The following is a 13,940-nucleotide window of genomic DNA, read 5'->3' as shown; positions in this document are numbered from 1 at the left end:
TTTATTTTTCGTCAATAAGAGTTGTCCTATAAGAATTATCAAAGTAAGACGCAATTTTTATAAAAGCTGATTTAATTTGTTCTCGTCCATTCGCGAGCATGCCAGGTTTAATAACTAAAACGGCATCTTCAGTATAAAAGTTAACCAATTCATCAAATTTTTCTTGATGGATTAACTTGTCACAAGTATCAATTACTGTTTTGATTTCTTTTTCGATTAAATCTAAGTTTTGCATTCTATCTACCTCCGATGTTTGCTATTGAGTATTATATCAGACTATATTTGATTTGCCTATGAGAAACTGATTAGAGCAATGAAAAGGAAAACATTTAATCATCAGCCACTGACAGAAATTACGAAGAAAACAAGATGCCCAAAACAAAAAAGCTCCTACTAGACAACAAAAGAGTAGAAGTCTGTTCCAAAATGGGCCAGATTTTGGTTCTGAAAAGATAATGTGTAAATATATTGCAAATATAGTCAATAAAATGGTTTTTTTTTTGGTCATTTTCATTATAGCACTAGGGTGGGGAGTCAGCGTTAACAAATGGCAACCAAAAATGGAGTGGATATTCATAGTTCTTTTCGCATATTGATATCGGTAATTTGGAATCCCATTTTTTTATAGACATGCAAAGCTCTAGAATTACTTCCAAAAACGTGGAGTCCCAAAAAAGAGAATCCAAGTTCTTTTGCTTTATCGGCAACTAAATCAAGGGTTTTTGAGCCAAATCCTAGATTTTGAAATTCTTCATAAATTTCAAAATCATAGATAAATGCGCTCTGCTTATTTTCATCATCTCTGGCCAGCCAGATATATCCGATTTTTTCTTCTTTATTAAAAATTGAGTAAAAATAATGATTAGCAGTTTGAAGCCCGTCGGGAAGCAGAAGTGCATACTGTTTCTTTGAATTTGAAAGGGCATCTTTAGACTCCCATGTTCCATTATTTATTTTCTCATTAGCATAGTTTTTAATAGCGGACAACATATAATGGTCAAAGCCGTCTTGAGTCATTTTTAAAATTTTTATCATAATGCTCCTTTAACCTTTTTAGGTAGATCGTTCTTATCTGTAAATTATAGCATAAAGGAAAAGTTGATAAAAAATTAGAATCGACAGTTATCATTATAAATAATAAATATAAAGCAGTTTGATAGACAATCTGACTATTTTCTGTAGTTAAAAAAATACATACAAAATAGCTTTTATGGCCAAAAAATGAGATAATTAAAGAAAATGTATTTAATTAACTACACAAGGGCTGAAAAGTTCAGAAAGGTCGGAAATGAAACAAAACTTGAGCCGTGAAGAGGCGAAAAAATCTTTAGTTTATGACCCCTATTTTGAAAAAGGGCATTATGGGAGTAAAATATTTCAAACATTGGTAGCTATTCTGAGTTGGTTTGGGGTGCTTATTCCATTTTTTTGGATACTTTTTCCATTTGTTTTTCCTAATCGAGCGCAGTACAATCATATTGTCGTTTATTTGGAAGAAAAAACGACATTGCTTTTTCTGCTTATTTTTCTTTCCGTATCTTTTGTTTTTCTGACAATTTTATATATTCTTTTGACCTTTTGGAATAACTATCGTTTTAAACACTTTTTGCAAAAGGAAAAACAATATGATGATGAACGACTAAATAAACGGCGTGAATTATTAAATAAAGCTTATGATGAGCGCTTTGGTTCGGAAGAATTTCGGCATAAGGTTTGTTTTTATTCAGTCAAAGAGGAGCAGAATTTAGAAACAGATTTTGTCAAAAAACTTTATCAGGAAGGAGAAAAGAATGATTAGCTTTTTTCAAACAGGTAATGGTATTGTTGATCTTATTTTGACAATAATGTTTTTAATATTGGTCACCTATCCTATCTTGGGTGGTTTTGCTTGGTTCATTGGTGTTTTGTGTTATAGTTTTTTGTTTAAATATAAGCAAAAATCATGGGATGAAATTCCAGTAGAAGTTGAACCTTTTGTCACGATTATGGTCCCAGCCCATAATGAAGAAGTTGTCATTGAAGATACAATCAATTATTTAATGACGAAAATTAATTATGAAAACTATGAAGTTTTGGTTACTGACGACGGGTCAACAGATCGTACGCCAGAAATTTTAAAAAACTTACAGGAAAAATATGCAAAATTACGAGTGGTTCGTATTGAAAAAAATAAAGGAAAAGCACATGCTTTTAATATTGGACTGGCCTTTGCAAAAGGAAAATTGATTCTGAGTAATGACGCTGATACGGTTCCAGAACCTGATTCTCTCAATCGTTATATCAATTATTTTATTCGCCCAGACTCTACCAATATTTCAGCTGTAACGGCTAATATGGATGTTCAAAATCGGGCCAAGTTAATAGCGAAATCACAGACAGTTGAGTTCTCCAGTATTGTAGGAATTATTAAGCGCACTCAACTTGGTGTCTTGGGAAGTATTTATGCCTATAGTGGGGCAAATACAATGTATCGTAAAGATGCTCTGGTTGATGTTGGTTTATTTAGACAAGACCGAGCAACCGAAGATATTAGTATTGCTTGGGATCATCAAATGGATGGTTGGTTATCACTTTTTGCTCCTCAAATTATGTTTTTCATGGAAGTTCCTGAATCCTTAAAAATGCTGTATCGCCAAAGAAAACGTTGGGCTAAGGGTGGGACAGAAGTATGGTTGACAAATTTTAGAAAAGTTTTCTTGCATCCTTTTGACAATATCGGAAGGACTATTATGTTTATTGACCAAACTTTAAGTATTATTTGGTCCTTCTTTTTCTGGATTTCATCAGCACTATTTATCTACTCTATGGTTTATTTTGCTTTGGGTGGAAATCTAGAACGAATTTATCACATGCTGACAATGGCTTTTCTCTTTGTTTGTTTTGAAATGATTTCTGGAACTTTTCAATTAATTGCTTCTTTAATCGTTGATGATCGTGGCCGAAAGGTTAAATATTTACTTTTTGCTCCGTTATATATGCTTTTCTATTGGATGATGAATGCTTTAACAATTGTGACAACTTTTATTCCAGCAGTAAAAACGATACTTGGTTTAGGCTCTGGAACTTGGAAAAGTCCTGAACGCAAAGGAATAAAAGTGACTAATAAAAAAGATAAGTAATTTTAGTTGATAAATTAAAAGAAGCAGAGGAGTTTAACTACTCCTCTTTTTAAATTTCTAAATATTTGATTAGATATAAATCATATTTTATTTTATAAAAAGTAACAGTATTGACAGAAGGAGTGGATTCAAGAAATTGATTGTAATTTTTTAATCAACATAGCAAAGGAAATCTATTCATTATGTTATAATTAAATGAGAATCAATAGAATACTTTAGGAGGTAAACTTATGTTAACTGATTTTGAAAAACTTCGTCGTGGAGTTGGTTTTAGTGGAATCGTTTCAATTATTATTGGCTTATTAATTCTTTTTCTACCTACAAAGACAGCAGCAATCGTGGCTGCACTGGTGGGTGTTGCCCTTGTGATAATGGGTGTCATTTATATTGGAGCGAATCTTATTAGAAAAAGCGATAATAAAGGCAGTTTTTGGAGAATTTCTCATTTATTATTAGGCTTCATTTATCTTTTTGCAGGAATTTTCGTCTTTTCTGATTTAAATGCAGCAGCAGAATCCCTATTTGTTCTTATCGGAATATTTGTGGGAGTGAGTTGGATTATTGATGGAATCGTTACTCTTACTGTTTTGAGAGATTTTAATAGTAAATTCTGGGGAATTATTTTGAGTATTATCAGTATCATTGCTGGTTTTACCCTAGTTTTCTCTCCACTTTGGGGCGCCGTAACATTGTGGTTATTGCTCGGAATTGAATTTGTTGTTGTTGGACTCATCAAGATGATTCATTATTATAGATGGGATAAATAATAAAAAAGAGTTGATGGATAATCAACTCTTTTTTATTTTTCTACTTAAAAATTTTTAAAGTAAAAAATAAATCTCCTATTCTTTGTCAATGTTTTTATTCTTTTTCCAAAGATGTATCCCTAAATAAGGGACGAGGGAGGCAAGACTGCAATAAACAATTAGCCAGCCAAAAAGTGAGAGACCGTTGTCTCCATTAGTTTTTGCTTTCCGGTAAGCCGTTCCATAACCTAAGAAAGCTTGGACAACGATTAGTACATACCATACTAAAAGTATCAGTGTTCCGACAATACCAAATGAAAATAGAGTGCTTGTTTGATTCATAAAATCTTCCTTTCAGGACTATAATAGCACAAGCGTTAACTAAAAGTAAAATATGAAATGTTTTGTAATTCAAAAGAAACGAGAGTTTTTGCAGTTGTGCTATTTAATACATTAAAAAATAAATATTTTTTTACTGACGAAATTTCTGAAAAGTAAAATTTACTGATAGAAGAATAAAATTTAAAAAAGATATTTGGAAGCGTCGTACAATTTTTCATTCGTGATATAATTTTTAGTGGACGTTTTTTTACGTTCTTAGATTGGGGATGAGAATGAAAAATTATCTCATATGGCTCAAAGATGAGCTAAAATCAATTAATACAGCCGGAAGCATTATGCTTGCGTTTATTATAGGAGTACAGTTGGCCTTCTTTTTAACGTCAACGATTACCACACTGTCAGTTATCACGCTGATTGCTACATTAATGGGTTCAGCATGTACGGTCTACATGATGATTGGGAAGCCGATTAATGGTTTATTAGGATTGATAAGTGCTTTTGGGTACATTTACATCAACTGGACTGCAGGACACTATGCCTCAGTTTTAGACCAGATTGTTTTTGTATTACTGATTGACCTTCCATTAATTTTTACTTGGAAGACTTGGGGGCACCGGATTGAAAATGGCGTCAAGTTTATGAAACTTAGAGGCTGGGTGCTGACAATAATCAGTATGCTAATCCTTTGGTGGCCAATTACACTTATTTATACAAAATTAGGAGATACGAATCCTTTATGGGATGCACTAACTCTCATCATTGGAGCTGCTGCCTCTATTTTAGTAGTAAAAGGTTATGGTGATAGCTATTCATTATGGCTTTTATCTGATGCGGTCATGATTGTCTTATGGGCAACAGCATTAGTGGCTGGCTATTCTGCTAGTTCTTTGCCAATGTTATTGACCATCACCTTTTATTTAGTGACCTCTTTATATGGAAAATTTTTCTCTATTTGGAAAAACGACAAAAAAGAGGCTCAAGAAGTAGAAGTGGATTAATCATTATCTTTATAGATAGAAATATTAAAAGTTGCTTAAAGGCAGCTTTTTTATTTATAGTTTTGAGGGCATAACAAAAGCACCTACCCTCGAAATCAAGTAGATGCTCTAGTGCTTGGGATACTCGCCCATTTTTTTCTCCTTAAACTAATTGTTCTAAGTTTTGTACAGCTTCTTCAATTGTATCTCCGGCACCATAGATGCTTGAATCGTTTGCAAGCGATGCTCTAAAGATATTATGAGAAGTATCTAGAGTGACTGTATATTGGAAAAATTTATTTTTGTTAGTGAATGTCATAGTACATTCTCCTTTCTTTATATGTTGACGAAAGGGAACCATTAGGTTCATAACGAAATTCCAATCAAATTGTAGCATAAAGAAATCAAAATATCAAAAAAAGTGATTTAGATTTTCAAAATAAATAATTTTAGCCTTAATTATTAATAAAAAATGAGACTTTAAGAGGCAGAATGACATCTAAAAATATATTGAGTGTTTAGTTGGACTTCTTTATTCTTTTATCATAGAATATAGTAAAGGAGGCGTTTACAATGAGAGATGAATATAAAAAGATTTTAGTCGCAGTTGATGGTTCTGACCAGTCTAAAGAGGCCATTCATGAAGCAGTTGCCATTGCTAAAAGAAACAAAACTTCATTATTTGTTTTACATGTAAAAGATGAGACAAGACTTCGGGGAACTCCCTATGCTCTGGCAATTAATTTAGAAGATTTAGAAACAGAGTCTAAAGAAATCATTGCTGAGGTAGAGCAATTAATTAATGAAGAAGTTGAGTTTGAAGTTCATGCTTTTACAGGTAATCCTAAAAAAGAAATCGTTAATTTTGCTAAAGAATTTGAACTAGATTTGATTGTGGTTGGCTCGAACGGTAAAGGACTTTTAGACCGGATGTTAGTGGGTTCAACAACAACTTATGTTGTAAATCACGCTTCATGCAATGTGATGGTTGTAAAATAACCAGAAAATCTTAGCGTAAGCTGGGATTTTTTATGAAACTTTACAGGATTAATAGCAAATGAAAAACATCCCCTTACTTTAGGAGGTAGATTATTTTTAAGGCTTAATCTTCCTTATCATTAGTAAAAGAATATAAAGGACAAAAATAATAAGGAGGAATTAATAAATGGCGTCAAAACAGGAGTTAATTGATTATGTAGCAGATCGTACGGAACTTTCAAAGGTGAATGCAGCAAAAGCAATTAATGCTTTTGTTGAGGCGATTACTTACTATATTTCCGAAGGGGCAACCGTACATATTTCAAATTTTGGTACTTTTGAAGTTCGCAAACGTGCAGCCAGAATTAGTCATGATGTACATTCGCGCGAAAAAATTTTAGTAGGTGAACAAAATATCCCCGTTTTTAGAGCAGGTAAGGCTTTAAAATTAGCTACAAAACAAGAAATATCTGATGAGGATAAGCTTGTTGAACAATTAAATAATATTATTTTGGGAGTTCAACACCAAGATAAAATTGACAACTGTTAGTGTGCTATTTATTTTTGATTATTAATATTAAAAAACGCTTCTCTTAAAGAGAGGCGTTTTGTTAATTAATGAGTTCTATAAGTAAATCAGCTATTTGAGTTGGGGTTTCTTTTTGCTTGCGACGAATCCAAGATTGGGTTGTGCCAAAAATGGCATTGGCATAGTAAGTTGTTGCATAAATTTCTCCTAATTTCCCTAATTTTAGATGTTTAGATTGTGGGAAAAAAGAGCTTTGGATAAGTTCTTTGAGCTTTTGGAGCATAAATTGATGGATTTCTTTACTACTATTTTCTGAAAGTAGGGCAGCATAGATTTGATTCCCTTTTAAAAATTCAAAGGTTTCTAGCATGGTTGCATGAAGGTCACCATTGTTTTTTTCAAAAACATATTGGATAGTTTCAAAGAGTCGACGTTGATAAGCTTCAATCATATCGTATTTATCTTGATAATGAGTATAAAAACTACTTCGGCTGACTTTAGCTAGTTTTACAAGCTCTGTGGTTGAAATTTGATCAAAAGATTTTTCTCCTAAAAGTTGAATCATGGCATCTCGTAATTGAAGTTTTGTTCGATCTTTTCTGGTGTCATTAGACATAATAGGGGTCTCCGTTCTTTTTAGAATGAAAGTGCTTCAATTAGACAAATATTTAAATGTGTCCAAAAGCGAATGGATAATAATTGTCAATTTTTCTAAAAAGTTTATAATACATATTGTAACAGTTTTTGGACGTTGTGTCCATAAAGAAAGGGGGAATGATGTTAAAAAAGGAATGGCAGGCCATTTTAAAACACAAATTTTTTATTATTGTTATTATTGCTTTGGCGCTTGTACCAGCAATTTACAACTATATTTTCTTGGGGTCGATGTGGGACCCCTATGGTAAGCTAAATGACTTACCGGTAGCAGTTGTAAATTTGGACAAGACGTCTGAATTGAATGGTAAAAAATTCAAACTTGGTGATGATGTCATTGCTGAGATGAAAAAATCAAAGGATTTAGACTATCATTTCGTTTCCAAGGACAAAGCTTCTGAGGGAATAAAAAAAGGTGACTATTATATGGTCATTACTTTCCCAGAAAACTTTTCAGAAAATGCGACGACGCTGATGAATAAAGAGCCAAAAACAGTCCAGTTAGATTATCAAACAACGCGCGGTCACAATTATATTTCATCAAAAATGAGTGAAAGTGCGATGAATCAACTGAAATCAGAGGTTTCTAAAAACATTACCCAAACTTATACAAAAGAAATATTTGCTAAACTTGGTGATATGAAGTCGGGAATGAAAGAAGCTTCTGACGGCTCAAATAAATTAGCTGATGGGACTTCGTCAGCGCTGTCAGGTTCCAAAGAATTGACTAATAATTTGAACACTTTGTCCTCTTCTAGTGTAACTTTTAATGATGGCGCTGATAGTTTGAATTTTGGCCTAAATAAGTTTGTGTCAGGAGTGGATCAAGCTGCAAATGGAGGACAACAAGTTTCTTCAGGTGCTGACCAATTTGTCAGTGGAACTCAACAATTAGCTGAGGGGACCCAAACTTTGGCTGATAAATCTAAAGAGCTGTCAGCAGGAATTTCACAGATTTCTCAAAGTACAGAAGTGGTGAGTCAATTGCAATCGGGTGTGCAACAACTATCCGATGGTTTAAATCAAATGGCTCAAAAAACAACTTTATCCACAGCTCAACAGCAAAATATTAGTGCTGTGCAAAATGGTCTTACTGAATTAAATCAAGAGTTACAAAAAAATACGATTGACCCAAATTTGGCTGCTAATGTCCAAAAAAACTTGGGAGGTCTTGGAGCTACGGTCACAAATTTAGCTAAAGATCAAGTAGCAGCTTCTAAGGCAGCAGTTGAAAGTACAGAAACTTTTAAAACTTTAACCGAAAGTCAGAAAACAGATATAATAAACTCATTAGATAATTCTGTTAGTGCAGGAGCAGTTGAAGCTGATTTACTTTCAATTAATGATAATATTACAGAAGTTCAAAAAAGTCTTACAAGTCTACTGCCAATGTTTGGGAAAATTGCTGATCTTAAAAGATTAGTTCCAGAGGCAAGTCAAACAATCACTGACCTTTCTACAGGTTTAAATAGTGTGAATAGTAGATTGAATAGTCAAATTTTACCAGGAATGAATAAACTAGACACTGGTTTGACAACATTCAATGGTCAACTCACCTCTGGTGGACAAAAATTGAGTTCTGGCTTTACCCAATATGCTGACGGAGTAGCTAAGGCAAACGCTGGTGCTCAACAATTGGCAAGTAAATCAAAAGACTTGCAAAGTGGAACTCTACAATTAGTCTCAGGATTGACTCAACTACAAGCGAATGGTTCATCATTAACTTCTGGCTCAAACCAATTGGCAAGTGGTGCCAAGCAAATTTCAACGGGTTCACAACAATTGGCAAATGGTGGCTCAAGCTTAACTAATGGTTTGGGAACTTTAAATACAGGTGCTACTGATTTATCAACAGCTTTAACTAAGGCTGATGATAGTCTGTCAGCAACAAATTCTACTGACGAAAATGCTAAAAAAGTAGCCGCTCCACTGAAACTTAAACATACTGACCATGATAATGTGCCAGTAAATGGTGCTGGGATGACTCCTTATATGATTAATGTTGCACTCTTTATTGGGGCACTTGCCACTAATGTCGTAATTGGAGTTGGTTTCTCAGGAGAAAAATGGAAATCAGGACGCGAATTTATGTTTGCTAAGATTGGCACAAATGGTTTAGTTGCACTTTTGCAAGGAATCATTGTCTGGGGAGCAGTGGCACTTCTTGGTTTGAGTCCAAATCATTGGTGGGAAATGCTATTAGTCGTTCTTTTGATAAGTTTTGCTTACATGGCTATAAATACTTTCTTCTTAACGGCTTTAGGAAAAGTAGGTGAGTTTGTCATGATTGTCGTTCTTGTGTTGCAATTAGCGACAAGCGCTGGAACCTATCCATTACAATTAGCTCCTAAGATCTATCAAGTCATCAGTCCATGGTTACCAATGACCTATGGATTAAAGATGCTACGTGAAACAATTGGCTTGAATGGCGCGATTTTACCTGAAGCAATTCTCTTTGTGGTTATTATCGCCGTCTTTACATTCATGTTGAGTTTCTTCAAAAAATTCTCACGCTTTGCTTAATCTAAAAATTACTGACAGAAATTTTCTAGACTGAATTTTTACCTGTCAGTAATTTTTTGTCTAGAAATTTTAAAATAAATTTGGTAAAATAAAGCTGTAAAAAGAATTTGACAATTTGGAATCGTCCTAGAAAGCAAGCTCGTTCACCTATTAAAGGTTTGCTTTTTATGATAGCCTAAGGAGATAAAATGGCAGATAAATACACAGAAGAGCAAGTGAATGAAATCAAGGACAAAATTCTCTCTGCCCTTGAAAACGTCATTGACCCAGAGCTTGGGATTGATATTATCAACCTCGGATTAGTTTATGAAATTAGCTTTGAAGATAACGGATTTACTGAAATTAAAATGACACTGACCACAATGGGTTGTCCATTGGCAGATTTGTTGACGGAGCAAATCCATGATGCTTTGAAAGAAGTACCAGAAGTTGGTGAAATCAAAGTAAATTTGGTTTGGTATCCAGCTTGGACAGTTGATAAAATGAGTCGTTATGCCCGTGTTGCTTTGGGGATTCGATAGGCTTCTATCACTGAATTTAAGAGGGGGTTGATAGAGGTTTTAATATCTTAAAAAGTACATTTAGTACGGTATCCCAGCCGTTTTTGAAAAATTATTTATTGTTGTTAAATCTACTAAAAAATAGAGGAAAACAACATGGAAATTTCAATCCAATCAGCAATTCAAGAAATGCTTTTTGATAATAAAGCAAGAGGGCTTTCAAAAAATACAATTATATTCAGAGAAAAAACATTGAGGGTTTTCTCTGTTTTTTTGTGCCAAAATGATATTTTAAATATTAACGAAATCAAACCAATTCACATAAAAAAATATTTAGTTGATAGATTAGAATGTGGTTACTCTGAGACAACTGTTAATGGTCATTTAAGGGTTATTAGGGCGCTATTTTCATATTGTATTAATGAAGAATACATTAGGTATGAGAAAGCGCCTATACATCGTGTTAAATGGATTAAAGAGAAGAAGACGATTGTAAATACATTTACAGATTCAGAGATAAAAACAATGCTCCAATATACCAGAAAAAGAACCTTTAATACAATCAAGAAAACTGGTAAGGGACGAACTGGATTTTGTACAAAATTTGTGAAAGAGAGAAATTACTTGCTGTTACTTATACTTACAGATACTGGTATGAGGATAAATGAAGCATTGAGTCTAAAATTAGAAAATATTAATGATTCTCAAATTATCATAAAAAGTGGTAAAGGGAAAAAAGATAGAATTGTTCATTGTTCACCCCTTGTTTACAAACAATACCTGAAATATGCTAGAGCAAAAGAAAATTATTTTTCAAGTAATGGGATAATTCCCCTCGAAAATGTATTTGTAACTAAATTTGGAAAAAAATATGATTATAGGCTAGCAGAAAAAGAAATATATAAAATAGGAAAAGCAGTGAACATTCGTGACAGTATCCGTATCTCACCTCATACATTTAGACATTATTTTGCTCAAAAATTAGTACGTGAGAACGTTGATATATACATGATTCAAAAATTACTGGGACATGCTAGCATCAAGACTACTGAGATTTATCTTAGGAGTTTAAATATCGAGAATGAAATTAACAAAGTCATCAAATACAGTCCTTTACAGAATTTAGACTGAAAAAATTTTTAAATAGGGTGGATAGGATAACCTACTAGAAAACAGTAATTTTTGACTTATTATATCTATAAAACGAATATGAATTGGTTTTAAATCCTTTATATTTCAAGTACCATATTTTTTGTTAAAAATGATTAATTAGAGTGATAGAAAATTAAAAAATCCTAGTATTATCTAGGATTTTTAATTATACATTCAAAAACAATTCGTTCACAGGAATTTCTTCAATAGTTAGTCTATTCTCTAACAGCAATTTGGTAAATAGATTTCTTCCGTGGTCTTTATTTGAAAATGTTGTTCCATATTCTTCAATAAGATTTGTAACACCTTTAACAAAATCTTTGTGTATTTGTTCCTTTTCTTTATCTTTATAGTCTGACCAGAAAAACATAACTTTAGTTTTTCCATGATATAAGTCAACGGAATCAAAAATTGATTGATAATAAGAATAATCTGCTTTACCTAAACCATGACCATAAATTTTGATTATATCAATATCTGATGATATATCGAAAGTTGATGTCAAACCATTTTCCAGAACACGGTAAGATTTAGAAAACTCGATTGGTGCGTTTTTAAACTTATATTCATCATTACCAGTTCTATTATTATTTGAATTGCCCTCATTGATTTCAAAGTTTTTGTTTAGTTTATCATAATCAATTCCAAAAATAATATTTCCATTATCTAGGTCACCATGAATGTTTCTCACGTTTTCAACATCCCAAACCTTAGTATAATTGAATGTGAGTACTAGATTTTCATCACTATTTTTCTCCTTATAGATTTTTGAGAGAGTCTCATCGAATTTATTTACTAGAGAGTATTGGTTATATAAAGTTGTATCCTCCAGTTTTGATACCAAGTCTGAATTGTGAGATTCTGATGAATTACATAATTGAATATATTTATTGAGTACTTTGGATTTCATATAATATTTATAGTGAATCCCATCATCAGCATTATTCTTAGTTATACTAAGCAGATACTTTCTAAAGTCATCTTCCAATATTAACAATTGTTTTTTAAAGTTTTTTGAAGTTTTAATTCAGAGCAGACATAGTTGTTATTTAATAGATTAAATACATGAACTCTAGTATTAAACTGTGACTGACTGATTGATTTTCCACTTATATTTTCTAGTCTCTCTTTGGGAAAATTATGTCCTATTTGAGTTTCTATCCAATCTCCACTTTTTAAAAACCCTTCTTTATAAAGATATTCAATATTCTTTAGTTGAACAAGTATTTGTTCTTCGATGTCTGCCCAATTCTCAATAGTATCCTCTTTATAATTTTGGAAGATTTTATACCAAAAATTATTTGGACTAGTATTATTTACTATTTTTTGTCCATATATATAATCAAAAAAATCAGAATATGTGGATTTTAAGCCACAAGCTAAATCAAACCCATTACCTAAAACAATCAATTGTTTTAATGATTGATTTTCATTACTAAAACTCATAAATTATCTCCTTTAACTTTAGTCTTATTTTATCATATTTTAATTAAACAATAATTTATCCATATAATGTAAGTATCCAAAATTTATTTAAAAATATTCGGTAAATAAAAAAATTATGTAAGAAAAAGATATCATTGTTTTTTAGGCTTTGTCAAAAAGATGTATATGTCATTGCAAATTATTTCTAGCATAACAAAGCTTGACAAATGATACAAATTATGATATAATAGTAGTATAGTTAATTTAGAAGAAAAATTCGTCAATTAACTAAAAAACTAAATATTAACATAAAAAAACGTAAATAAACATAAAATAAAACATTTTTAGAAGTCCAGCCATCGTTGTTTGGATTTCATAAAAGTGGTTTTTTGGTTATTTATGTTTTTTTGTTTCTTGTAATTTCCATAAAAAAAAGAAAGTAGGTAAAAAATATGACAACTTGGACAGACGAGATGAAAGAATCAGTAAGCAAGAAAAAGCTTTATCCATTCATAGTTTTAGACTATAAAAATGAGATTATAAATGTCTACCGAAACAGTAAACAATGTGAAAGAGAAAATGAATTTGGTTTTTCTTCAATGGGAATAAGAAATTGTTTGAATAAAAAAACTCGAACACATCGAGGATTCAGATTTGAAAAAATTAGTATTGAACTCTATAAAGAATATATCGGTGAGGAATAATTAATTTAAATAATAAAGGAGTAATAACAAATGAAAAAATCAGGACTAGTTGTAAAAAGTTATACATTATATGACCCAAACAAAAATATTTTACTTTACCATTCTTTTAAATTCAATGAACAACAAAATAAAGCTGTGAATCGTCAAATTATGAAATACAGAAAAATTAATAATTTAAAAGTTGATTAATAATAAGGTTAAAAGATTGCGACTTGAAAAGCTGGGCTAAAGCCCTTGGGCGCTTTTCTGGCGTCGTCTACTCATTTCACGAGCCGAGCTCGTTCAAATCGT

General features: G+C 32.0%; 18 protein-coding genes. 11 read left to right on the top strand and 7 right to left on the bottom strand.

Annotated features, from left to right (window positions below; genetic code table 11):
- Position 1: 1 nt before the first annotated feature.
- A complete protein-coding gene (locus tag RSC39_RS02210) occupies positions 2-235 on the bottom strand; it encodes a hypothetical protein (RefSeq protein ID WP_332534788.1) in 234 nt (77 codons plus the stop codon).
- A gap of 338 nt (positions 236-573) precedes the next feature.
- Positions 574-1,035 carry a GNAT family N-acetyltransferase gene (locus RSC39_RS02205; RefSeq protein WP_332534786.1) on the bottom strand — a complete coding sequence of 154 codons (462 nt, stop codon included), beginning with the start codon at positions 1,033-1,035 and terminating at the stop codon, positions 574-576.
- Positions 1,036-1,288: 253 nt separating this feature from the next.
- On the opposite strand from RSC39_RS02205, the gene RSC39_RS02200 reads away from it, so the two are divergent.
- The 3 genes from RSC39_RS02200 to RSC39_RS02190 all read left to right on the top strand — a co-directional run bounded on the left by RSC39_RS02200 (position 1,289) and on the right by RSC39_RS02190 (position 3,886).
- Positions 1,289-1,798, top strand: coding sequence for a cell division protein (locus RSC39_RS02200; protein ID WP_332534784.1), 510 nt, complete (start codon positions 1,289-1,291; stop codon positions 1,796-1,798).
- Positions 1,791-3,119: a glycosyltransferase family 2 protein gene (locus RSC39_RS02195; RefSeq protein ID WP_021037018.1), complete on the top strand. Its 1,329-nt coding sequence runs from the start codon at positions 1,791-1,793 to the stop codon at positions 3,117-3,119. Before RSC39_RS02200 ends, RSC39_RS02195 begins: the two co-directional genes overlap by 8 nt.
- A 230-nt stretch (positions 3,120-3,349) precedes the next feature.
- Positions 3,350-3,886 carry an HdeD family acid-resistance protein gene (locus RSC39_RS02190; protein WP_021037019.1) on the top strand — a complete coding sequence of 179 codons (537 nt, stop codon included), beginning with the start codon at positions 3,350-3,352 and terminating at the stop codon, positions 3,884-3,886.
- A gap of 75 nt (positions 3,887-3,961) precedes the next feature.
- Here RSC39_RS02190 and RSC39_RS02185 read toward each other — a convergent pair whose 3' ends face one another.
- A complete protein-coding gene (locus RSC39_RS02185; RefSeq protein WP_063281360.1) occupies positions 3,962-4,207 on the bottom strand; it encodes a hypothetical protein in 246 nt (81 codons plus the stop codon).
- A gap of 272 nt (positions 4,208-4,479) precedes the next feature.
- On the opposite strand from RSC39_RS02185, the gene pnuC reads away from it, so the two are divergent.
- A complete protein-coding gene (gene pnuC / locus RSC39_RS02180) occupies positions 4,480-5,205 on the top strand; it encodes a nicotinamide riboside transporter PnuC (protein WP_011675845.1) in 726 nt (241 codons plus the stop codon).
- A 142-nt stretch (positions 5,206-5,347) separates the two neighbouring features.
- On the opposite strand, the gene RSC39_RS02175 is transcribed toward pnuC, so the two are convergent.
- Positions 5,348-5,503, bottom strand: coding sequence for a hypothetical protein (locus RSC39_RS02175; RefSeq protein ID WP_011675846.1), 156 nt, complete (start codon positions 5,501-5,503; stop codon positions 5,348-5,350).
- A 254-nt stretch (positions 5,504-5,757) separates the two neighbouring features.
- Between RSC39_RS02175 and RSC39_RS02170 the strand changes: the two genes are divergently transcribed.
- Entirely contained in the window at positions 5,758-6,183 is a 426-nt protein-coding gene (locus tag RSC39_RS02170) for a universal stress protein (RefSeq protein ID WP_332534779.1), read from the top strand.
- Positions 6,184-6,349: 166 nt separating this feature from the next.
- The gene (locus RSC39_RS02165; RefSeq protein ID WP_021037021.1) at positions 6,350-6,712 is read left to right on the top strand and encodes an HU family DNA-binding protein; all 363 of its coding nucleotides are present in this window, start codon (positions 6,350-6,352) and stop codon (positions 6,710-6,712) included.
- 61 nt (positions 6,713-6,773) lie between these two features.
- Here the strand turns inward: RSC39_RS02165 and RSC39_RS02160 are convergent, their stop codons facing one another.
- A complete protein-coding gene (locus RSC39_RS02160; RefSeq protein ID WP_011675849.1) occupies positions 6,774-7,307 on the bottom strand; it encodes a TetR/AcrR family transcriptional regulator in 534 nt (177 codons plus the stop codon).
- Between the two features lie 161 nt (positions 7,308-7,468).
- Here RSC39_RS02160 and RSC39_RS02155 point away from each other — a divergent pair, with 161 nt between their 5' ends.
- The 3 genes from RSC39_RS02155 to RSC39_RS02145 all read left to right on the top strand — a co-directional run bounded on the left by RSC39_RS02155 (position 7,469) and on the right by RSC39_RS02145 (position 11,499).
- Positions 7,469-9,868, top strand: a complete 2,400-nt coding sequence (locus RSC39_RS02155) for a YhgE/Pip domain-containing protein (protein WP_332534776.1) — start codon at positions 7,469-7,471, stop codon at positions 9,866-9,868.
- A gap of 188 nt (positions 9,869-10,056) precedes the next feature.
- Entirely contained in the window at positions 10,057-10,389 is a 333-nt protein-coding gene (locus tag RSC39_RS02150) for a metal-sulfur cluster assembly factor (protein WP_332534773.1), read from the top strand.
- A 135-nt stretch (positions 10,390-10,524) separates the two neighbouring features.
- A complete protein-coding gene (locus tag RSC39_RS02145) occupies positions 10,525-11,499 on the top strand; it encodes a tyrosine-type recombinase/integrase (protein ID WP_332534771.1) in 975 nt (324 codons plus the stop codon).
- Positions 11,500-11,686: 187 nt separating this feature from the next.
- On the opposite strand, the gene RSC39_RS02140 is transcribed toward RSC39_RS02145, so the two are convergent.
- Positions 11,687-12,508, bottom strand: a complete 822-nt coding sequence (locus tag RSC39_RS02140) for an AbiH family protein (RefSeq protein WP_332534769.1) — start codon at positions 12,506-12,508, stop codon at positions 11,687-11,689.
- A gap of 2 nt (positions 12,509-12,510) precedes the next feature.
- A complete protein-coding gene (locus tag RSC39_RS02135; RefSeq protein WP_332534767.1) occupies positions 12,511-12,966 on the bottom strand; it encodes an AbiH family protein in 456 nt (151 codons plus the stop codon).
- A gap of 431 nt (positions 12,967-13,397) precedes the next feature.
- Here RSC39_RS02135 and RSC39_RS02130 point away from each other — a divergent pair, with 431 nt between their 5' ends.
- Together RSC39_RS02130 and RSC39_RS02125 are read left to right on the top strand one after the other, a co-directional pair.
- Positions 13,398-13,649 (top strand): hypothetical protein, encoded by a 252-nt coding sequence (locus tag RSC39_RS02130; protein WP_332534765.1) that lies wholly within the window; start codon positions 13,398-13,400, stop codon positions 13,647-13,649.
- Between the two features lie 30 nt (positions 13,650-13,679).
- Entirely contained in the window at positions 13,680-13,838 is a 159-nt protein-coding gene (locus RSC39_RS02125; RefSeq protein WP_332534763.1) for a hypothetical protein, read from the top strand.
- The last annotated feature ends 102 nt before the right edge of the window (positions 13,839-13,940 follow it).

It is taken from the genome of Lactococcus sp. (genome assembly GCF_036648155.1).
In the GTDB taxonomy this organism is placed as follows: Bacteria; Bacillota; Bacilli; order Lactobacillales; family Streptococcaceae; genus Lactococcus; species Lactococcus cremoris.
The sequence above is the reverse complement of the archived record's forward strand: the minus strand, read 5'-3'. Positions and strand labels throughout refer to the sequence as shown.